Below are 18,818 nucleotides of genomic sequence, written 5' to 3'. Positions count from 1 at the left end.
ATTGTCTACGTGGAGCACGGGAGATGAGGCGTCATGTGCCGACTTTTTGGATTGGCCGCGGGAAGGCGGCGCATCAGCGCGTCGTTCTGGCTTCTGGATGCGCCCTACAGCATCCTCCTCCAGTCCCACCGCAACCCGGACGGCGCCGGCCTGGGCACTTTCGACGAGGACGGGCGCCCCCGGGTGGAGAAGGCCCCCATCGCGGCCTACCTGAACACCGACTTCGCCCGCGAAGCCAAGGAACGCCACAGCTGCACTTTTCTCGCCCACCTGCGCTACGGCACCGGGACCCCCGTGGCGCTGCGCAACACCCACCCGTTTGAGATGGAGGGCCGCTTGTGCGCCCACAACGGCAACGTCGCCGACCTGCCCGCGCTCAAAGAACATCTCGGTCCCGATCTCGCCCGGGTACACGGTGACACGGATTCCGAGCTTGTCTTCGCGCTGATCACCCGGGAAACACTGCGGGCCGGCGGGGACGTGGTCGAGGGGGTGAGCCGGGCGCTGTCCTGGCTGGCCGACAACGTCCCGGTCTCCGCCGTGAACCTCATCATCACCTCGGCCCACGAAATGTGGGCGGTGCGGTGGCCCGACACCCACGACCTCTTCCTCATCGACAACAGGGTCCTCTCGGAACCGATGGACCGGCACAGCAGCCACGGCATGCGGATCAGATCGGCGGAGCTGGGAGAACATCCCTCGGTGCTCGTCGCCAGCGAGAAACTCGACGATTCCCGTGGTTGGCAGCTGATCCAGCCGGGCGAGCTGATCCACGTCAGCGCTGATCTCAGCGTCACCCGCACCCGGGTAATCGATGGCCCGCCCCGTTTTCCGCTGGCGCCGATCACCCACGACTGACGTGGCACCGGAAGAACAGCACCAGGACAAAGCCTGCGCCAGGACGCGCCAGACCCCCTGACACGGTCCCGCCGACGCGGCCCCGGGAGACGACGCCGCCGATCCACGATCCGCTCCTCAGCGGCCCTGAAAAACGACGGTGAGGTGGGCCGAGAAAAAACCCTCAGCCCATGGCCAAGTGTTGATTCGAGGAGCACACTTGAGGGCATGGACGACTCTCAGTCGGCTGGTCGACCGGCGCATCCCGCACGCCCGGCAGGATCATCCGCAGGCTCCTCCCGTCATCGTCGGCCCGCCGCCGGGCGCCGTGCGTCAGCGGGTCGCCCCGCTTCCCGACGTCTGACGCCCGCGGTTGCCCCCACCTCCCCCTTCCTGGCACTAGGGGCGCTCGGGGTGGTCTTCGGGGACATCGGCACCAGCCCCCTGTACGCCCTGCACACCGCGTTCAGCATGAAACACAACGCGATCACCCCGGAACCGGCGAACGTCTACGGGATCATTTCCATGGTCCTGTGGACGATCACCATCATCGTCACCCTCAAGTACGTCCTGCTCGTCACCCGCGCGGACAACGAAGGGCAGGGCGGCATCCTGGCATTGGTCGCCCTCCTGCGCCGTCGCCTTGGCGGACGCAGGAACCTCGCCGCAGCGGTCACCATCCTGGGTGTGCTCGGCGCCGCACTGTTCTACGGGGATGCGGTCATCACTCCCGCCATTTCCGTGCTCAGCGCGGTTGAGGGGTTGTCGGTGGCCTCCCCCGACCTCGGGCCACTGATCGTTCCGGTGTCCGCGGCGGTTCTCGCCGTACTGTTCGCCGTTCAGCCCTTCGGCACCGGCAAAGTGGCCCGTGCCTTCGGTCCCGTCATGCTCCTCTGGTTCGCCACCATGGCCGCGCTGGGAATCCCGCAGATCGTCGCCCACCCGAGAATTCTGGTGAGCCTGTCCCCGCAGTGGGCGATCGAGCTGATCCTGCGCCATCCGTTCCAGGCGTTCATCCTGCTGGGGGCGGTGGTGCTCACGGTCACCGGTGCTGAGGCGCTCTACGCCGACCTGGGGCACTTCGGCGCGCGGGCGATCCGCCTGGCCTGGCTGACGGTGGCGATGCCGGCCCTCATGCTCGTCTACCTGGGGCAGGGTGCGCTGGTCATCGCCACGCCTGAGGCCGTGAGCAACCCCCTGTTCTACCTCGCGCCGCCCGCCCTGCAGATCCCCCTGGTCGTCTTCGCCACGATCGCGACGATCATCGCCTCCCAGGCGGTGATCTCGGGGACCTTCTCGGTGACCCGCCAGGCCATCCGCCTGGGCCTGCTGCCCCGGCTGAACGTGAAACACACCTCCCGGCGGGAGGAGGGACAGATCTATCTGCCCATGGTCAACTGGAGCCTGTTCCTCGCCGTCCTGGCCCTGGTCCTGCTCTTCTCCTCCTCGGCGGAGCTGGCCAACGCCTACGGTCTGGCGGTCACCGGGACCCTGATCCTGGAATCGGTCCTGTTCCTGGTCTTCGCCTCCACCGTCTGGCGGTGGGGCGGGTGGAGGATCGCCGCCTTCGCGGTGGGGATTGGGCTGGTGGAGATCCTGCTGTTCGCGGCGAACGTCACCAAACTCTTCGCCGGCGGCTGGCTCCCGCTGCTGATAGCCGGGGTCGTGGTGCTGATCATGACGACCTGGCTCGCCGGCAGCGACCGGGTGTCGGTCATCCGCCGGGAACTGGAGGGCCCCCTCCTGCCGTTCGTGGGTTCCCTGCGTTCGGCGCGTGTTCGCCGGATTCCCGGCGTCGCGGTGTTCCCGCACGCCAGCGAAGGCACCACCCCACTCGCCCTGGTCAGGCTGGTCACGGACTTCCACGTGCGCCACGACCACGTGGTGATCGTGCGCCTCGTGCACGCCAACGTCCCGCACGTCCCCCCGGACGAACGGATCCAGATCGATGACGTCGGCTCCCCCGCCGACGGCATCGTTCACGTGACCATCCGGGTCGGCTTCACCGACGACCAGGACATCCCCCACAATCTTGCCCTCGCCGTCGACCAGAGCGCCGAGCTGCACATCGACCTGGACCAGGCCCGGTATTTCCTCTCGGTGCTGACCCTGCGACCACCGCGTACGCCGCAGCTGCGGGACTGGCGTCAGAAACTCTTCCTCACCCTGGAGAAGAATCAGGCCAACCGCACCGAGATCTTCCACCTTCCCCCCGCACGAACCATCGTGCTGGGCTCCGAACTGCACCTCTGACCCCGGCGGCGTCCCCGCCCGGGCACCCACCCCCTCACGACGACGAGTGCTCGCTCCCCGACAAACACACCTCACATACCCACCATGGCCGAGCCGGACCGCCGGGACACCCGCACAGGAGCCCCGGTAGTCCGCCTGGCTAGCCATCAAAGACAAGGAGATTCCGATGCCGGAATGGTTGGCCGCCGGGGCCGCCGGCCTCATGGCCGGCGCCGCCCTGGTGCTGGGCAGTGTGATCGCCTGGTTCATTTCCGTGCCCGCTCGCGTGGTGGCGGCCATCATGGCCTTCGGCGCCGGGGTGCTCATCTCCGCGCTCTCCTTCGAACTGGTCGATGAAGCCATGGAGCAGGGCGGCCTGGCGGCCACCGCCGTCGGGTTTCTCAGCGGGGCCCTGATCTACGTGGTCTGCAATCTTCTGCTCGCCCGCCAGGGTGCGCGCCACCGCAAGCGATCCGGCGACCAGCAGCCTTCCGCCTCCGAGGGTCCGGGGGTGGCGATCGCGGTCGGCGCGCTGATCGACGGGATCCCGGAGTCCATGGTGCTGGGCCTGAGTTTCCTCACCGGTGGAGGCCTGAGCCTGCCGATGCTCGCCGCGGTGTTCATCTCCAATGTCCCCGAAGGACTCTCCAGCACCGCAGGCATGAAGAACGCCGGCCGCGGCCTGGGTTACGTCTTCGGCATCTGGGGCGGGATCGCCGTCCTGTCCGGCGTCGCCTCCCTGGCCGGGTACCTGCTTCTCGACGGAGCGGCCGCCACCACCCTGGCGTTCGTCAACGCCCTGGCCGCCGGGGCGATCCTGGCCATGATCACCGACACCATGGTCCCGGAAGCCTTCGAGAAGGCTTCCCTCTACGCCGGACTGATCGCCACCCTGGGATTCCTGGCCGCCTTCAGCCTGCATTCCCTGGGCTGACCGCGGGGAAGCGGGGTCGGCCCAGCACGCCCGCTCACGTGACTTTCCTGTCCGGGCAGACAGCAATGCGCACACGTGTGCGCGATTCAGAAGGAATGTCGGCATTCACTTTTTAGGGGCAGCTGCCCGGGCGCCGTACACCCGCGTCCCCGCCACCACCACGGCGATCGCCGCCACCACGACCACGCCCATCCACTCGATCCCCCACATGGAGACCACGGGCCCGGCGATCACACCGCCGGTGGCGCCGGTGAGGTTCATGACGAAGTCGCTGCGCCCTTGTACCGTCGGGCGGTCCTGCTCCGCGGTGACGTTGGTGATCAGCGTCGAGGAGCCCACCAGCGTCGAGGACCACCCGACGCCGAGGAGGAGCAGTGCGACGACCACGACGGCCTCGGTCTGCGCCCCGGCGATCATCATGCTCGCCGACAGCAGCGACAGGCCCAGGCCGAGGTGGATGGCGAGGCTGGGGCGGGTGGCGTCGGCAAGCCAGCCGAAGACGGGCGCGAAGCCGTACATGCCCAGCACGTGGAAGGAGATGGTGACCCCGATGAGCGTGATCGACGCGCCGTGGCCGTGCAGGTGGACGGCGGTCATGGACATCAGCGCGACCATGGCGAAATGGCTGACGGCGTTGACGGCGATGGCCGCCGCCGCGCTCGGGTACCTGCCCAGCGGGACCCTGCCCGTGGCGCGTGTGCGGGTCGGGTGCACCTCGGGGCGAATCATCACCTGCAGCAGGACGACCGCCAGCCACTGCACCCCGAAGCAGACGAGGTACGCGCCGGAGAACGGCGCCAGGCCGAGCGCCTCGCCGAGCTTCTCGGTGGGCGCGAAAAGGTTCGGCCCGGCGACGGCGCCGACGGTCGTCGACCACACCACCAGCGAGATGAACCGGCCCTGGTTGTCTTCACCGGCGACGTCGGCGGCGGCGAAGCGCGCCTGCAGGTTCATCGCGACGGCCGCGCCCAGGAAGAAGAACCCGATCAGTACGAACGCGAAGAGATTCGTCTGCGCACCGGCGAGCGCCGACAGCGCGCCGAGCGAGCCCAGGGCCAGGCCCGTCGACAGGGAGGCCCGCCGCCCCCGCTTCTCGACGAGCGTCGCCAGCGGCACCGCCCAGAGGCCGGCGCCGACGGTCGTCACGGTCGACGCCGCCCCGCCCCAGGCGGCGCCGGCCATCTCCGCGGAGAGCAGCGCCCCCATTGAATAGGTCACGCCGTGGGCCAGGCCCGCCAGCACCTGGGCCCCCATCAGGGCGATGAGCACTCTGCGCCGATTCGCGGTCATGGGCTGAATATATCCGGCCCCACGGGGACGGGGGCGGCAAACGGCCTCGCCCCCTCGCCTCCGGGCCGGTGGGGCGGGGGTGGCCCGCATGCCGCCGGTGGATTCCCCTCTACGGTGAGGTCACCGAGGTTATAATTTACGGAGTGCTGTCACTGATCCCGGCCGAAGGAGAGCGTCATGAACCAAGCTTCCCAGCATGGTCTTCCTTCGCGGGTGCCCCGGACTCCGATCGACCCGGCGCGGGTGGAGACGGGCGAGCTGTCGGAGCCCTCTAATTCGCGGCGTCTTTTCGGCGTCGAAGAAGAGCTGCTCCTGGTGGACGCCACCACTCTCGAGCCGATTCCCGCCGGGGAGGAGGCGGCGAGGCGCAGCGGCAACCCCCACCGCAGCGGCCATGAGATCACCGCCGAATTCCAGCAGGAGCAGGTCGAGGTGATCTGCCCGCCCCGACTCACCTTTGCGGAGCAGTTGGAGGCGATCCGGGTCGGCCGAGCCCTCGCCGCGGCCAGTGCCGCCCGCCTGGGTGGCCGGGTGGTGGCGCTGCCCTCGGCCCCCAGGCTGCTGCGCCCGCATATGGTGCCCAAACCCCGCTTTCAGCGAATTCGGGAACGCTTCGGGGTGACCGCCGTCGAACAGCTGACCTGCGGTTTCCACGTTCACGTGCACATCAACTCCCGTGCGGAAGGCGTGGCGGTCCTTGACCGGATCCGGGTGTGGTTGCCGACGCTGCTGGCGCTGAGCGCGAACTCCCCGTTCTGGTCCGGGGCCGACACCGGTTTCGCCTCCTACCGTTATCAGTTGTGGAGCCGCTGGCCGACGTCCGGGCCCACCGACCTCTTCGGCTCCGTCGAGGCCTACGACCGGCTGCGCGCCGGCCTGTTGGCCACCGAGGTCCCGCTGGACATCGGCATGATCTACTTCGACGCCCGGGCCTCGGCCAAGCACCCCACCGTCGAGGTCCGGATCGCCGACGTGTGCCTGGAAGCCGAGCACGCCACGGTGATCGCCACGCTCATCCGCGCACTAGTGGAGACCTCCGCGCGTGAGTGGGCCGCCGGAATCGAACCGGACCCGGTGTCCGCGACCCTGCTGCGGGCCTGGTCCTGGTGGGCCAGCTACCACGGCGTCGAAGGCGACCTGATCCACCCGGCCACCGGCGTTCCCTCCCCGGCACAGGAGGTCGTCGCCGCGCTGGTGGACCATGTCCGGCCGGTCCTGGCCGAGTACGGGGAGGAGTCCGCCGTGGTGAGGGGCGTGACCCAGATCCTGCAGGGGCAGTCGGGGGTCCGGCGCCAGCGGGAGGCCTACTCCTCCCGCGGCCGGCTGTACGACGTCGTGGCCGACGCCCTCGTCGCGACCCACCACGACGCCCCGGCGCAGGTGGATACGGACTGATTGCGGCGGCGGGACTATCCCCGATCCAGGCCGACCATCGCCCGGTACACCACGTCCACGCCCCGCGCCAGGGCCTCACCCTCGGAGAGCTCATCCGGGGAATGGCTCACCCCGCCATTGAGGCTCGGGACAAACAGCATGCCCACGTCCGTCAGCGACGCGACGTTCTGCGCATCATGCGAGGCACCGGACGCCATGACCCGGTGGCTGGCCCCGGCCTCTGAGGCTGCCGTGCTCAGGGCGTCGACGACTCGCGTCGACAAGCCGGCCGGCGCCGTCTGCGCCAGCGGTCGGACCGAGATCCCCAGCCCCCGCCGCTCCGCGATCTCGATCGCGGCGAGTTCCAGGGCCCTGGTCGCCGCCGCCATCCGCTCGACCTCCGTGTCGCGGACGTCGACGCTGAGCACCACCCGGCCCGGGATGGTCGTGATTCCGCCGGGCTCGACGCTGAGCTTGCCGACGGTCACCCGCAGCCCCTCCCTCCCCGCATCCTGGGAAGGGTAGGCCTCGCACGCGAGGATGAACTCGCTGGCGCCGGCCAGGGCGTCGGCGCGCAGCCCCATCGGGGTGCCGCCGGAATGCGAGGCGACGCCGTCGAAAGTCACCTCGAAGCGGCTGCTCCCGGAGATGCGGTCCACCACGCCGACATCCACGCCGGCGGCGGCCAGCGCCGGGCCCTGCTCAACGTGTAATTCGATGAAGGCCGACCAGTCCTGCGCCGACCACCGGGCGGACGCGGCCTCGGCGGGGCGAAGGCCGACGGCGGTCATGGCCTCGGCGAGGGTGGTGCCGGAGGCGTCGACAAGCCCGAGATCGACCGGTGTACCCGTGGCGAAGCGGGAGCCGATGCAGGCCTGGCCGAAGCGGGCGCCCTCCTCGGTGGCGAAGACGACGAAGCGCCACGGGTGGCGCGGGAGCAGACCTTCGGCGACGGCGCGGTCGGCGATGAGCATCGCCGTGACCACGCCCGCGATGCCGTCGAAGCGCCCGGCGCGGTGCACGCTGTCCAGGTGGGAGCCGGTGCCGATGGCGCCCAGCCCCGGCCCGGTCCCGGGCAGTTCCGCGACGGTGTTGCCGACGGCGTCGGTGCGGACGGCCAGGCCGCGCTCACGCATGAAGTCGGCGAAGAGGGAGTGGGCATCGCGCTCCAGCCGGGAGTACCCGGGCCGGTCGACCCCCTCCGGGCAGGAAGGGTCGCTGATCTGCGCGAACCGGTCGATCAGCTGCATGAAGTTCATCTACTCACCCTTGTCTACTTCGTAACCGCGCCTACCATTACCGGAACAGATTACCGGCTCAGGTGACCCGGTCACGTCGAATCGGCCTTGAACCAGAACCCCGTCCGTTAACCCCATTAGGCATCAGATGCACGGCCATCCCATTGAACGGCACGGGTTCTTCCGTTGAATGGATTCCTGTGGTTCGCGCCGGACCTAGCCGCCATCATGGGACCTACACCGCCGCCACGAAGGGAACGGAGAGGATCACCATGACGCTGAAAGGTAGGACTGCCGTAATTACGGGAGGCGCGTCCGGAATCGGGGCCGCCATCGCCCGTCTGTTCGCCGCCGAGGGCGCCCGGATCGTCGTCGGAGACATTTCCTCGGCCGCGGAATCGGTCGTGCAGTCGCTTGTCGACGCAGACCGACCGGCGCTGTACCTGCCCACGGACGTCACCAGCGAGAGCTCGGTCGCCGAATTGATGGACGTGGCCGAAGAAAAATTCGGGCGACTCGATGTGCTCGTCGCCAATGCCGGCGTCCCGGAGGAAAAGACGCCGATCCACGAACTGGATCTGGTCGCCTGGCAGCGGGTCATCGACATTGACCTGACCGGAGTGGCGATCTCCAACAAGTACGCGGCGAGGAAGATGCTCGCCGTCGGCGGCGGCTCCATCATCAACATGGCCTCGATTCTGGGTCACGTGGGCCAGGCGAACAGCACCGCGTACTCTGCGGCCAAGGCGGCCGTGGTGAACTTCACCCGCTCCACGGCCCTGACCTACGCGCAGGACAATCTCCGCGTCAATTGTGTTTCCCCCGGCTACGTCAACACACCGCTCATCGAGAATCTCCCCGCGGAAACGCGGGGCCGGATCATCGAGCGGATGCCCATCGGCCGACTCCTCGAGCCCGAAGAAATCGCTGACGTCGTCCTGTTCCTCGCCAGCGACGCGTCCTCGAGCATCACGGGTGCCGCAATCAACGCCGACGGCGGATACACGGCAATCTAGGACGACGGGCAACGACCGCCGGAAGGAATTTCCGGCGGTCGTTGCCCGACCACAGACTCAGACCCGCTCCCGGATTCGCCTTGTCACCAGATCGATGGCTTCGGCGCTGGCGGGCAGAACGTTGACCATTGAGAAGAAAGTGTGCATCTGGCCTTCCCAACGATGATGCTCGACGTCCACGCCGGCGTCGCGAAGTGCCTCAGCGTAGGCCTCACCCTCGTCACGGAGGACGTCATGTTCGGCGGTGAGAACCAGCGCGAGGGGCAGGCCCGCCAGGGACTCAGCGTTGATCGGGGTCGCGGCCGGGTCCCTGCGCTGGGCCCTGTCGGGGACGTAGAGATCCCAGAACCATTCCATGGCCGGCAGGGAGACCATTGTCTGATTCTCCTCGGCAAGATAGGAGTCCCGGGTGAAGTCCGCGTCGGTCACCGGACACACCAGCACCTGGCCGGACAGTTCCGGCCCTCCCTCATCGCGCGCTTTCTGTGCCATCACCGCCGCAAGGTTGGCGCCAGCGCTGTCACCGGCGACGACCAGGGGAAGTCCCTGTGCGACGTGCTCCTCGGCCCATGCCAGTCCCGCCCAGGCGTCCTCGACCGGCACCGGGAACGGGTGCTCCGGGGCTTTCCGGTACTCGACGAGGACGACGGTGGCGCCGGACTTGTCGGCCAGCTGACGACCGAGCGTGTCGTAGCCCTGCAGGTTCTCGAGCACCCAGCCGCCGCCGTGGTAATAGACGATCACGGCGTTCGGCGACTCAGTCGGTTGCAGCACCCGGACGGTGAACTGACCGCCGTCCTTTCCGGCCACCCGGTGATCACCGGAATGATGCATCTGTGGACCGGGGCCATAGAGCCGATCCAGTCCGGAGGTTGCCTCGCGGGCCTGGGCCGCGGACATTTCCCACAGCGGGGTGTCACCGGCGTTCTCGGCGGCTGCGGCCAGGAACTGGGCGGTGGGTTCGTCTAATGCCATGTTCTTCTCCTGGTTGGTGGTGGTTTAGGCGCTGATCTTCACAGAGCTCATGTCGGACAGCTGGTGCCAGGTGCGGTTGCAGTAGACCAGCGGGGTCGGTTCCGCGGTGGTGTCCACGTAGGATTCGACTAGCTCGACGGCGGCCAGCGTGGAACCGTTGACGTCGATCGCCCCGGCGATCCGGCCGCGCATCCATACGTGTGAATTCAGGAGATACGGCTCCCCGGTCGGCAGACGATCCCACGTCGAAGTGTCACCGAATCTGTCTGCGCCCGGGGTGGAGAACAGGCGGGCCAGGTCGAGCTGGTGGCTGCCCAGCAGATGCACCACCACGTACTCCGCGGCACGGATCTCCCGCGCGGAACTGGAGAACACGGACAGGTTGACCGCGACGGTCGGCGGGTCGGCGGACACGCTGCTGACGCTGGTGGCGGTCAGTCCGACCGGCCCATTGCCCGCGTCGGCGGTGACGATGGCGACACCCGCGGGGTGGATGCGGAAGGCGGCACGGAAATCCTCGGATACTTTGTCGGGAAACGTCTGGGTGTTCATGGCGATTCTCCTTATTCAGGATGGATGTCTAGGACTGGTCGGATTCTGCGAGACTGAAGAAGTTCCAGTGGGCGTCCTCGGACGCGAGGCCGGCGAGGTATTTGCCGACCTGCTGGAGGACGACCGGTCCGCTGGTCATGTGGCCGGTGCCGACGTGCATGTCGCGGAAGGTTCGCTGGAGGTCGCCGCGGCGGGCGAGTGCGGTGGCGGACCAGAGGTGGACCACCTGGCTGACGTCGTGCGCGGCCCAGGTGGTGTTGTTGAGGACCAGACGGGTAAGAGTCTCCTGCTCCATCGTCAGCTTCTCGCCGGCGTCGAGGGCCCGCTCATTGCCGCCCCACACCTCCATCGCCCAGGCGCGCGCGGAGCGCATCCGCGCCTCCGCCTTGGCGTACTCCGCGTGGAACTGATCAGTGTTGGTGGAGGCGCCGGGCTGCCCCTTCTTCTTGGCGGCGTGCCTCTTCATCTCGTCGAGGAAGCGCTGGCCGACGCCGAGCGCCCAGCCGGTGTGGCAGATCCCCGACATCAGCGCCAGTCCGGTCTTGTACAGCGCGCCACCCGCCAACGGGTCGGTGGTGTTCGGTTCGTACACGTACTCTTCCGGCACGAAGACGTCGTCGCAGGAGTAGTCGATGCTCCCCGACGCCCGCAGGCCCAGCACATCCCAGTTGCCGTCGAGTGAGGCCTTGTCGCGTGGGAAATGAACCATCATGACGCGGCCGCTCTCATGGTCGATGGCGCCGGTGTGGATCCAGTTCGCGTGGAGCATGCCGGAGCCGAAGAACCAGTTGCCGGAGATCCTGTAGCCCCCGTCAACGCGTTCCGCCTTGCCGAATCGGGTGCCCTGGCCGGCGACCAGCGCGTGCTCGCCATTGGCTGGGAACAGTTCACGTTGTGCTTCCTCCGGCAGGTAGGCCGCGGTGGTGCCCGAAATCATCTGGAGGACCATGAGCACCCAGCCGGAGGCCGGATCCGCCCGGGAGACCTTCTCCAGCACCTGGAGGGCCTGGGTGGGCTTGAGCTCGTAGCCGCCCAGTTCCTCCGGAATGCCGATTTTGAAAGCCCCGGTGTCCTTGAGTGCCCGGAAACTCTCGTCACAGAGGCGGCCGAGCTCCTCGCTCTTCTCGCCGTTGGCGCTGAGCAGGTCGGTAATGCCGTCGAGACGCTCCATGAGAGCCTCGAACTCGTAGCCCGGGTTGAGTCGGACGCGGTCGGCGGTCGTGACGGTGGTGGTCATGGTGGTGGACTCCTTGCGAAGGTGATCGGGTGCTGCGATCAGGCGGCGCCGTGATCGGGTGCCCCCAATGTAAGACAGCTCACAACCGCCCCCCTATCGCTTTTGCGCACAACACTCTCGCTTCCGCGCACGGGTGGAATGTGTCTCACTCTCGCCATAGATGTAATCGAGACCACAGTGATAGTTTTAGTTGCCATGCACCAGAGAGCGACCAAGTCCGAAACGGAGCAGGGCCACCACGAAGACCGTCAGCCCCTGGACGTGTGGGGCGAGAACGTCGGAAACAATGTCCTCTCGTTCCAATTCGCCACCCCGAGCACCCAGGAGTTTCGGGGCAATTTCGAGTCCGCCAATTTTCTCAGCGCCAGCGTGTTCGCCATGAGCGCCGGCGACCACGCGGCCGAGCGCACCCTCGAGCACGTCCGCAACGATCCCGACGAGTACCTCATCGTCACCTTCCAGATCGCCGGCGTACTGACGCTGACGCAGGACGACCGGCGGATCACCGTGCCTCCCGGCCAGTTCGGCCTGTACCTGTCCAGCCGGCCCGTCCTGCTCGAGTGCTACGGCAACTACGAAAGTCGCAGCGTACGAATCCCGCTGGACCGGTTCACGGCCGGGCTCATCGAAGCGGAGGACTTCGGGGCAAGGGCTTTCGACGCGAGCAGCGGCATGGCCCCGCCGGTGCTGGGATTCCTCACCGGCCTGTTCGCCACCGATTCCTCCCTGGCAACGTCGACGCGAGCTCACGTCGCCAACCACCTGGTCAGCATGGTTGAAGCGATGCTCGCCGACGCCCACCTGCCGGACCGGGAAATCACCCGGTCCGCAAGTGGGAAACTCCTCGAGGAGTGCGTGTCCCACATCGAGGAGCACCTGAGCGATTCTCGGCTCAACCCGCAGATGGTCGCCGACGCCGCCCACATCTCCACCCGGTACCTGCAGCAGATCTTCCGACAGTCGGGCATGACCTGCGCCAACTACATTCGCTTCCGCCGGATCGACCGAGTCCGCTCTGACCTGGCGAACCCGGAATTCGCCCTCGACCCCATCGAGAAACTCCTGCAGAGGTGGGGCGTCCAGAACCCCTCGCACTTCGGACAGGTGTTCCGGCGCATCGAAGGTTGCACACCCACCGAGTTCCGGAAGCGGGCGCTCGGGAGGAAACGCATCATTTAACGGCCCCACCCCCGCCACCCACCCCTTGCCAGAAACGCCTCATCCGTAATAAGTTTGATTTCAATACTCAATGCAAACGTTTGCAGCAAACGATTGCAGATCGGTAACGGCAAGGAAACTAGGTGAACACAATCCTCCCGGAGCGCCCCACCCTCAAAGACGTGGCCCGTGCGGCCGGCGTCTCCGTGTCCACCGCCTCCCGCGCCCTCGCCGAGAACCCGGCCGTGGCCACGGACACCCGGAGGCGCATCCAGAAACTCGCCGCAGAACTGGGCTACCGACCCAACGCCCAGGCGCGGGCGCTGCAGAGCTCCCGCAGCAACACCATCGGCGTGCTTGTCCCGAGTCTGATCAACCACTATTTCGCCACCATGGTCACCGCCCTCCAGGACGCCGCCACGGACGACGGCATGGCGACGCTGATCACCAACAGCAACGAGAGCGCCCCCATGATGGCCACCTCGCTGGATTTCCTGGCCAATCACGGCGTCGACGGGATCATCTGCGTCCCCGACGAAGCATGCGCCGACCAGCTCGACCACCTGCACCGGCAGGGCATGCCGCTGGTGCTGATCGACCGAGAGCTGCCGGGCAGTGATATTCCGACGGTCACCTCCGATCCGGAGCGGGGGATGGTGAACGCGGTGGGCCTGCTGGCCCGGCACGGCCAGACCCCGATCGGCTACCTCTCCGGCCCGATGACGACCTCCACGGGCCGGTGCCGTCTCGAGACCTTCCGCTACGCGTGCACGGAGGCGGGGCTCGAGGAGCAGCCCGTCTTCCTCGGCGGTTATGAGCAGAGCCAGGGCTTCGAGGGTGCTAACGCGCTGCTCGCCCAGGGCGTGCGCTCCCTGTTCGCCGGCGACTCGATGATGACCATCGGCGTCATCGAGGCCTGTCACCGGGCCGGGCTGGTCATCGGCGAGGACGTCAGCGTCATCGGCTTCGACACCCAGCCGATGTTCACGCTGCAGCCGCGGCCGCTGACGGTCATCGACCAGCACGTGGGGTCGATGGCCCGGGAGGCTTTCGCCGTCCTGAACCAGCTGATCGCGGGCAAGGCGCCGCCGGAGAAACACATCCGCATCCCCACCACCCTCATCGAAAGACAGTCAATCAGGAAAGGACAGGCCTCATGACCAGCACAGTTGTCGTGGTCGGCTCCATCAACGCCGACCTGACCACCAACGTCCAGCGTCATCCGCACCCGGGTGAGACGCTCATGGGCACCGGCGGCACCGTCAGTGCCGGCGGCAAGGGCGCCAACCAGGCCGTGGCCGCCGCGCTGCTCGGCGCCGACGTCGCCATGGTCGGCGCCGTCGGCCAGGATCCGATGGCCGAGGACGCCCTCAAGCACCTGCGGGCGTCCGGCGCCGACATGTCGGCCGTCGCCGCCGTCGACGGTCCGACGGGCCTGGCGGTCATCACCGTCTCCGCGGACGGCGAGAATACGATCATCGTCGTCCCCGGCGCCAACGCCACCGTGGACGCGGAGTACGTCGACGAGCACGCCGAGCTCATCGCCGACGCCGAAATTCTCCTGCTCCAGGGCGAGATTCCGGCCGGCGGCTTCGAGCGCGCGGTGGAACTGGCCACCGGCCGCGTGGTCGTCAACCTCGCGCCGGTCGTGCCCGTCGGCGTCGAGCAGCTCAAGAAGGCCGACCCCCTGATGGTCAACGAGCACGAGGGCGCCCTGGTGCTCGGTCTCCTCGGGGAGCCGACCGAGGAAACTGACCCGCAGAAGCTGGTCACGGCACTGCTCAAGCAGGGCTTCCCCACCGTCGTCATGACCGTCGGCGCCGATGGCGCGGTCGTCGGCGACGAGAACGGGCTCACCGAGATCCCCACCCCGGTCATCGACGCGGTCGACACAACCGGCGCCGGCGACGCATTCGCGGGCGCCTTCGTCGCCAAGCTCGCCGAGGGCCAGTCCATGGTGGACGCCGCCCGTTTCGCCGCCCGCGTCGGGGCCTTCGCCGCCACCCGGCCCGGCGCCCAGGCCTCCTACCCCACCACCGACGACGTCCTCCCGGACGTCAAATAGATCTCGACCAAATACGGAGCGCAACCATGACAACCACTGCTGAACCGAGGCGGGCCTCCACCGCCACGGTCGTCCCCCTGATGATCGCTCTGCTGGTGGCGGTGTTCGCCTTCCAGCTCAACGCCTCCATGCTGGCCCCCGCCCTGGCGACGATGGAGGTCGAGCTGAACGCCACCGCCGCCCAGATCGGCATGACCCAGACCGCGTTCTTCACCGCGGCCGCCCTGTTCTCCCTGTTCCTCCCGCGCTGGGGTGACCTGATCGGGCGTCGAAAAGTGCTCATCGGCATGATGGTCGTCACCGGCATCGGCTGCATCGTCGCCGCCTTCGCCCCGAACGTGGCCGTTCTCTTCCTCGGCCGCCTCATTCAGGGCGTGGCCGGGCCCACCGTCCCGCTGTGCCTGATCGTCCTGCGCCAGCAGGTTCCCAACGAGAAGCAGTACGCGCTGCTGCTGGGTATCGTCACCTCGGTCAACGGCGGCATCGGCGGCGTCGACGCGCTGGCCGGCGGCTGGCTCGCCGAGAACTTCGGCTTCCGCTCCATCTTCTGGGTCATGGCCGCCTTCTGCCTCATCGCCGCCGTCGCCCTGCCCTTCGGCGTCAAGGAGTCCACCGCCGATCAGACCCCGAAGATGGACTGGCTCGGCGTCCTGCCGCTGGCCGTCTCCATCGGCTCCCTGCTCATGGCCTTCAACGAGGCGGGCAAGCTTGGCGACGCCAACTGGGTCCTCGTCGCCGTCCTGTTCATCGTCGGCGTCGCCGGGGTGGTCGTGTTCTACAACATCGAGAAGCGCGTGAAGAACCCGCTCGTCAGCACCGAGTACCTCGGCCAGCGCCGCACCTGGGCGCTGCTGCTGACCACACTGCTGACCATGACCGGCGTCTTCGCCATCATGAACGGCCTGGTCCCGAACCTGGCGCAGGACGCCACCCACGGCGCCGGCATGTCCGCCGGCGTCGTCTCCTGGTGGACGCTGACCCCCTACGCCCTGGCCGGCCTGGTATTCGGGCCGATCGCGGGCACCCTGGCCGGCAAGTTCGGCTACAAGATCGTCCTGCAGATCGGCATCGTGCTGACCATCCTCGGCGTCGCCGGCGCCACCTTCCTGGTCGGCTCCACCTCCCAGTTCGCCTACCTGGGCATCTCGATTTTCGTCGGCGTCGCCTACGCCGGCATGGCCAACATCATGCTCAACGGCCTGGGCATCGTCCTCTCCCCCGCCGACAACCAGGGCTACCTGCCGGGCATGAACGCCGGCGCCTTCAACCTGGGCGCGGGCATCTCCTTCGCCATCCTCTTCGCCGTCGCGACCGCCTTCGGCGATCAGAACGGCGGCTACGCGGCGGGCATGTGGGCCGGCGTGATCATCCTGGCGCTGGCCTTCCTCTGCTCGCTGCTCATTCCGCGCCCCGAATCCATCACCGACACCGTCGCCGCCAGGAACCTGGCCGAAGAATCCCTCAACGCTTAAAGGAGCCCCCACCCATGACCACCAAGATCATCCTCGACTGCGATCCCGGCCACGATGACGCTGTGGCCATGCTGCTCGCCCACGGCAACCCGGACATCGAGCTGCTCGGCATCACCACCGTCGGTGGCAACCAGACCCTGGCCAAGGTCACCCACAACGCCCAGGTCGTGGCCACCATCGCCGGCATGGACACCAGGATCTACCCGGGTGTGACCCGCCCGCTGGTCCGCCCCGTCGAGGTCGCCGAGGACATCCACGGCGACACCGGCATGGAGATCCACAACTACGAGCTGCCGGAGCCGACCGTGCCGGTCGAGGAGGTCCACGCCGTCGACTTCATCATCGACACGATCATGAGCAACGAACCCGGCACCGTCGCCCTGGTGCCGACCGGTCCGCTGACCAACATCGCCCTGGCCGTGCGCAAGGAGCCGCGCATCGCCGAGCGCGTCAAGGAGGTCGTCCTCATGGGCGGCGGCTACCACATCGGCAACTGGACCGCCGTCGCCGAGTTCAACATCAAGATCGACCCGGAAGCCGCCCACATCGTCTTCAACGAGAAGTGGCCGCTGACCATGGTCGGCCTGGACCTGACCCACCAGGCGCTGGCCACCCCGGAGATCGAGGAGAAGTTCAACGCGCTGGGCACCGACGTCGCCGAGTTCGTCGTCGCGCTTTTCGACGCCTTCCGCAAGAACTACCAGGACGCCCAGGGCTTCGACAACCCGCCGGTGCACGACCCGTGCGCAGTCGCCTACCTCATCGACCCGACCGTCTTCACCACCCGGAAGGCCCCGCTCGACGTGGAACTGAGCGGCGCGCTGACCACCGGCATGACCGTCGCCGACTTCCGCGCCCCGGCACCCGCAGACTGCACCACGCAGGTCGCCGTGGACCTGGACTTCGATAAGTTCTGGGACATGTGCGTCGACGCCGTCGAGCGCATCGGCTAAACCCTGCCCGACCCTGCCCACGCACCGGAGGCCGTCGTCAGCGCGACGACGGCCTCCGGTGTTGTCCGTTTTCCTAGCGCTTCTCCCCGCTGACGAGCCGCGACAGCCACAGCGTCAACGCCATGTGGATGGGCCACGTGGGGGTCTGCTGTCCGGTGCCCAGGGTGCGGGCGAGGGCGTCATCCAGCGCGGCGGACAATTCCGCCATCGTCAGGCGCTCCGCGTCGAGCAGGCCCGGTTCCTCGGCGTAGGAGTCGGCGACGAGGTTCGCGGAGGCGTCGACAAGCAGCACCTCGGTGATCGGGCCGCCCGCGGGTTCCCGCGCGACGGTGACGGTGTGGAGCGGGCCGTCGATCAGCTGCAGCCCGCAGATGAGCACCTCGCGCATTCCGTCCGCGCGGGCGACGCGGTAGCGCTGACCGGTGACGTAGATGTGGTTGAGGTAGTCGACCCAGTCCGGGAGATGGTCGACCCGGTGGCCGAGCCCCTCGAGGACCATGTCGCGGTGCTCGCCCTCAGGCAGGAGCGTGGCGAAGGCCTGGAGGGCGGCACCGGCCGCGGCCTCCCTGTTGTTCACCATGTAGGTGAGGTAATCGGTTCGGTCGGTGGTGTGAATGGCCAGGAGCCACGAGGCGGCACTGAGCAGATCCAGCTCACGGCCCTGGCGCAGGTTGGCTCGGAGGATGTCGGGAACGTCCTCCGCGGAGGCCCCGACCAGGTGCTTGCTGAGTGTCGTCATGAACCAAGCCTACGGAAGTGACCTGAGTCACGGCCACGATGTATTCACAACGGTTACCAAACAGGGGCACCCGACGGGAACCGACTACCCGGCCTGCCCCTGCCCGGTGCGGGAACCCAGCTCAGCGTCGAGACGCAGGACACCGGCGCCGTCCTCACCGATGATCTTCAGACGGTCGATGATTTCGCCGACGGTGGACTCCTCCTCGATCTGCTCGTTGAGGAACCAGTTGACCAGGGTGCGGGAGTCGTAATCCTTCTCCTCGTCGGAAATCCGGGCGATCTCACGAATCTCGGCGGACACCTTCCGCTCGTGCTCGAGCGCGGCCTCAAAGGCCTCGAGCGCGGAATTGATCTCGAGCCTGCCGATTTCGACGTTGTGCAGCTCGATCTTTTCGTCGCGGTCCAGGATGTGGGTGGCGAACTTCTCGGCGTGGATGCGCTCCTCGGCGGCCTGGATCTTGAACCAGTCACGCATGCCCACCAGGGCCAGACGGTCCATCTCGTAGGCCAGCTGCATGTACACGTATGCGGCCTGGAACTCATTGGTGACCTGATCATTCATCGCCCTGAGCAGTTGCGGGGGGATAGCCATCTGTTTCTCCTTTGTTCGCGTGCTTCCGGTTGGTGCCCGCCATTTTAGGGACGCAACGTGTGCGGCGGGTGGGAGTTTCCGCCGAATGGCGTCATGGCCCCGGCTCGCCCGGACTTCCGGGGGCCTTCCGGTGACCTTCCGAGGACCTTGGG

The 18,818-nt window shown here is 67.7% G+C and carries 18 protein-coding genes; 11 read left to right on the top strand and 7 right to left on the bottom strand.

Going from position 1 to position 18,818, the window contains the following annotated elements; all coding sequences use genetic code 11:
* The first annotated feature begins 33 nt into the window (after positions 1-33).
* The 4 genes from CGUA_RS01595 (at position 34) to CGUA_RS01580 (ending at position 4,003) form a co-directional block, all read left to right on the top strand.
* Complete coding sequence (locus CGUA_RS01595) at positions 34-858, top strand: class II glutamine amidotransferase (RefSeq protein ID WP_290197080.1); 825 nt, start codon at positions 34-36, stop codon at positions 856-858.
* A 199-nt stretch (positions 859-1,057) separates the two neighbouring features.
* On the top strand, positions 1,058-1,201 hold the full coding sequence (locus CGUA_RS01590; RefSeq protein ID WP_290198409.1) for a hypothetical protein: 144 nt from the start codon (positions 1,058-1,060) through the stop codon (positions 1,199-1,201).
* Complete coding sequence (locus CGUA_RS01585) at positions 1,198-3,090, top strand: potassium transporter Kup (protein ID WP_290198287.1); 1,893 nt, start codon at positions 1,198-1,200, stop codon at positions 3,088-3,090. The genes CGUA_RS01590 and CGUA_RS01585 overlap by 4 nt, the downstream gene beginning before the upstream one ends.
* A gap of 166 nt (positions 3,091-3,256) precedes the next feature.
* On the top strand, positions 3,257-4,003 hold the full coding sequence (locus CGUA_RS01580; protein ID WP_290197078.1) for a ZIP family metal transporter: 747 nt from the start codon (positions 3,257-3,259) through the stop codon (positions 4,001-4,003).
* Positions 4,004-4,108: 105 nt separating this feature from the next.
* Here CGUA_RS01580 and CGUA_RS01575 read toward each other — a convergent pair whose 3' ends face one another.
* A complete protein-coding gene (locus tag CGUA_RS01575) occupies positions 4,109-5,293 on the bottom strand; it encodes an MFS transporter (protein ID WP_290197076.1) in 1,185 nt (394 codons plus the stop codon).
* Positions 5,294-5,470: 177 nt separating this feature from the next.
* Here CGUA_RS01575 and CGUA_RS01570 point away from each other — a divergent pair, with 177 nt between their 5' ends.
* Positions 5,471-6,688: a glutamate--cysteine ligase gene (locus tag CGUA_RS01570; protein WP_290197073.1), complete on the top strand. Its 1,218-nt coding sequence runs from the start codon at positions 5,471-5,473 to the stop codon at positions 6,686-6,688.
* A 14-nt stretch (positions 6,689-6,702) separates the two neighbouring features.
* Here the strand turns inward: CGUA_RS01570 and CGUA_RS01565 are convergent, their stop codons facing one another.
* Positions 6,703-7,926 (bottom strand): Zn-dependent hydrolase, encoded by a 1,224-nt coding sequence (locus tag CGUA_RS01565; protein ID WP_290197071.1) that lies wholly within the window; start codon positions 7,924-7,926, stop codon positions 6,703-6,705.
* Positions 7,927-8,177: 251 nt separating this feature from the next.
* Here CGUA_RS01565 and chcB2 point away from each other — a divergent pair, with 251 nt between their 5' ends.
* Positions 8,178-8,921 (top strand): cis-4-hydroxycyclohexanecarboxylate dehydrogenase, encoded by a 744-nt coding sequence (gene chcB2 / locus CGUA_RS01560; protein ID WP_290197069.1) that lies wholly within the window; start codon positions 8,178-8,180, stop codon positions 8,919-8,921.
* 57 nt (positions 8,922-8,978) lie between these two features.
* On the opposite strand, the gene CGUA_RS01555 is transcribed toward chcB2, so the two are convergent.
* The 3 genes from CGUA_RS01555 to CGUA_RS01545 are packed head-to-tail and all read right to left on the bottom strand — an operon-like array spanning position 8,979 to position 11,685.
* The gene (locus CGUA_RS01555; RefSeq protein WP_290197067.1) at positions 8,979-9,896 is read right to left on the bottom strand and encodes an alpha/beta hydrolase; all 918 of its coding nucleotides are present in this window, start codon (positions 9,894-9,896) and stop codon (positions 8,979-8,981) included.
* A 24-nt stretch (positions 9,897-9,920) separates the two neighbouring features.
* Positions 9,921-10,448, bottom strand: a complete 528-nt coding sequence (locus CGUA_RS01550; protein ID WP_290197065.1) for a flavin reductase family protein — start codon at positions 10,446-10,448, stop codon at positions 9,921-9,923.
* Positions 10,449-10,476: 28 nt separating this feature from the next.
* Positions 10,477-11,685 (bottom strand): acyl-CoA dehydrogenase family protein, encoded by a 1,209-nt coding sequence (locus CGUA_RS01545; protein ID WP_290197063.1) that lies wholly within the window; start codon positions 11,683-11,685, stop codon positions 10,477-10,479.
* Between the two features lie 195 nt (positions 11,686-11,880).
* Here CGUA_RS01545 and CGUA_RS01540 point away from each other — a divergent pair, with 195 nt between their 5' ends.
* From CGUA_RS01540 to uriH, 5 genes are all read left to right on the top strand, one after another.
* The gene (locus CGUA_RS01540) at positions 11,881-12,864 is read left to right on the top strand and encodes an AraC-like ligand-binding domain-containing protein (RefSeq protein WP_290197060.1); all 984 of its coding nucleotides are present in this window, start codon (positions 11,881-11,883) and stop codon (positions 12,862-12,864) included.
* A 122-nt stretch (positions 12,865-12,986) separates the two neighbouring features.
* Positions 12,987-14,003, top strand: coding sequence for a transcriptional regulator UriR (gene uriR, locus CGUA_RS01535; RefSeq protein ID WP_290197058.1), 1,017 nt, complete (start codon positions 12,987-12,989; stop codon positions 14,001-14,003).
* Entirely contained in the window at positions 14,000-14,908 is a 909-nt protein-coding gene (gene rbsK1 / locus CGUA_RS01530; RefSeq protein WP_290197056.1) for a ribokinase RbsK1, read from the top strand. The genes uriR and rbsK1 overlap by 4 nt, the downstream gene beginning before the upstream one ends.
* Before the next feature lie 26 nt (positions 14,909-14,934).
* On the top strand, positions 14,935-16,380 hold the full coding sequence (gene uriT, locus CGUA_RS01525; RefSeq protein ID WP_290197054.1) for a uridine transporter UriT: 1,446 nt from the start codon (positions 14,935-14,937) through the stop codon (positions 16,378-16,380).
* A gap of 14 nt (positions 16,381-16,394) precedes the next feature.
* Positions 16,395-17,333, top strand: a complete 939-nt coding sequence (gene uriH / locus CGUA_RS01520; RefSeq protein WP_290197052.1) for a uridine-preferring nucleoside hydrolase UriH — start codon at positions 16,395-16,397, stop codon at positions 17,331-17,333.
* Between the two features lie 73 nt (positions 17,334-17,406).
* On the opposite strand, the gene CGUA_RS01515 is transcribed toward uriH, so the two are convergent.
* On the bottom strand, positions 17,407-18,072 hold the full coding sequence (locus CGUA_RS01515) for a hypothetical protein (RefSeq protein WP_290197050.1): 666 nt from the start codon (positions 18,070-18,072) through the stop codon (positions 17,407-17,409).
* An 84-nt stretch (positions 18,073-18,156) separates the two neighbouring features.
* Positions 18,157-18,666 carry a ferritin gene (locus CGUA_RS01510; protein WP_290197048.1) on the bottom strand — a complete coding sequence of 170 codons (510 nt, stop codon included), beginning with the start codon at positions 18,664-18,666 and terminating at the stop codon, positions 18,157-18,159.
* Between the last annotated feature and the right edge of the window lie 152 nt (positions 18,667-18,818).

It is taken from the genome of Corynebacterium guangdongense, from assembly GCF_030408915.1.
In the GTDB taxonomy this organism is placed as follows: Bacteria; Actinomycetota; Actinomycetes; order Mycobacteriales; family Mycobacteriaceae; genus Corynebacterium; species Corynebacterium guangdongense.
This window is presented reverse-complemented; position numbering and strand designations above follow the sequence as displayed.

Excerpts from the sequence above, each read along its gene's own strand:
- CGUA_RS01575 (WP_290197076.1), bottom strand. The coding sequence starts at position 5,293 with ATGACCGCGAATCGGCGCAGAGTGCTCATCGCCCTGATGGGGGCCCAG.
- rbsK1 (WP_290197056.1), top strand. The coding sequence starts at position 14,000 with ATGACCAGCACAGTTGTCGTGGTCGGCTCCATCAACGCCGACCTGACC.
- CGUA_RS01545 (WP_290197063.1), bottom strand. The coding sequence starts at position 11,685 with ATGACCACCACCGTCACGACCGCCGACCGCGTCCGACTCAACCCGGGC.
- CGUA_RS01580 (WP_290197078.1), top strand. The coding sequence starts at position 3,257 with ATGCCGGAATGGTTGGCCGCCGGGGCCGCCGGCCTCATGGCCGGCGCC.
- CGUA_RS01510 (WP_290197048.1), bottom strand. The coding sequence starts at position 18,666 with ATGGCTATCCCCCCGCAACTGCTCAGGGCGATGAATGATCAGGTCACC.
- chcB2 (WP_290197069.1), top strand. The coding sequence starts at position 8,178 with ATGACGCTGAAAGGTAGGACTGCCGTAATTACGGGAGGCGCGTCCGGA.
- uriH (WP_290197052.1), top strand. The coding sequence starts at position 16,395 with ATGACCACCAAGATCATCCTCGACTGCGATCCCGGCCACGATGACGCT.
- CGUA_RS01565 (WP_290197071.1), bottom strand. The coding sequence starts at position 7,926 with ATGAACTTCATGCAGCTGATCGACCGGTTCGCGCAGATCAGCGACCCT.
- CGUA_RS01570 (WP_290197073.1), top strand. The coding sequence starts at position 5,471 with ATGAACCAAGCTTCCCAGCATGGTCTTCCTTCGCGGGTGCCCCGGACT.
- CGUA_RS01595 (WP_290197080.1), top strand. The coding sequence starts at position 34 with ATGTGCCGACTTTTTGGATTGGCCGCGGGAAGGCGGCGCATCAGCGCG.
- CGUA_RS01550 (WP_290197065.1), bottom strand. The coding sequence starts at position 10,448 with ATGAACACCCAGACGTTTCCCGACAAAGTATCCGAGGATTTCCGTGCC.
- CGUA_RS01555 (WP_290197067.1), bottom strand. The coding sequence starts at position 9,896 with ATGGCATTAGACGAACCCACCGCCCAGTTCCTGGCCGCAGCCGCCGAG.
- uriT (WP_290197054.1), top strand. The coding sequence starts at position 14,935 with ATGACAACCACTGCTGAACCGAGGCGGGCCTCCACCGCCACGGTCGTC.
- CGUA_RS01540 (WP_290197060.1), top strand. The coding sequence starts at position 11,881 with ATGCACCAGAGAGCGACCAAGTCCGAAACGGAGCAGGGCCACCACGAA.
- CGUA_RS01515 (WP_290197050.1), bottom strand. The coding sequence starts at position 18,072 with ATGACGACACTCAGCAAGCACCTGGTCGGGGCCTCCGCGGAGGACGTT.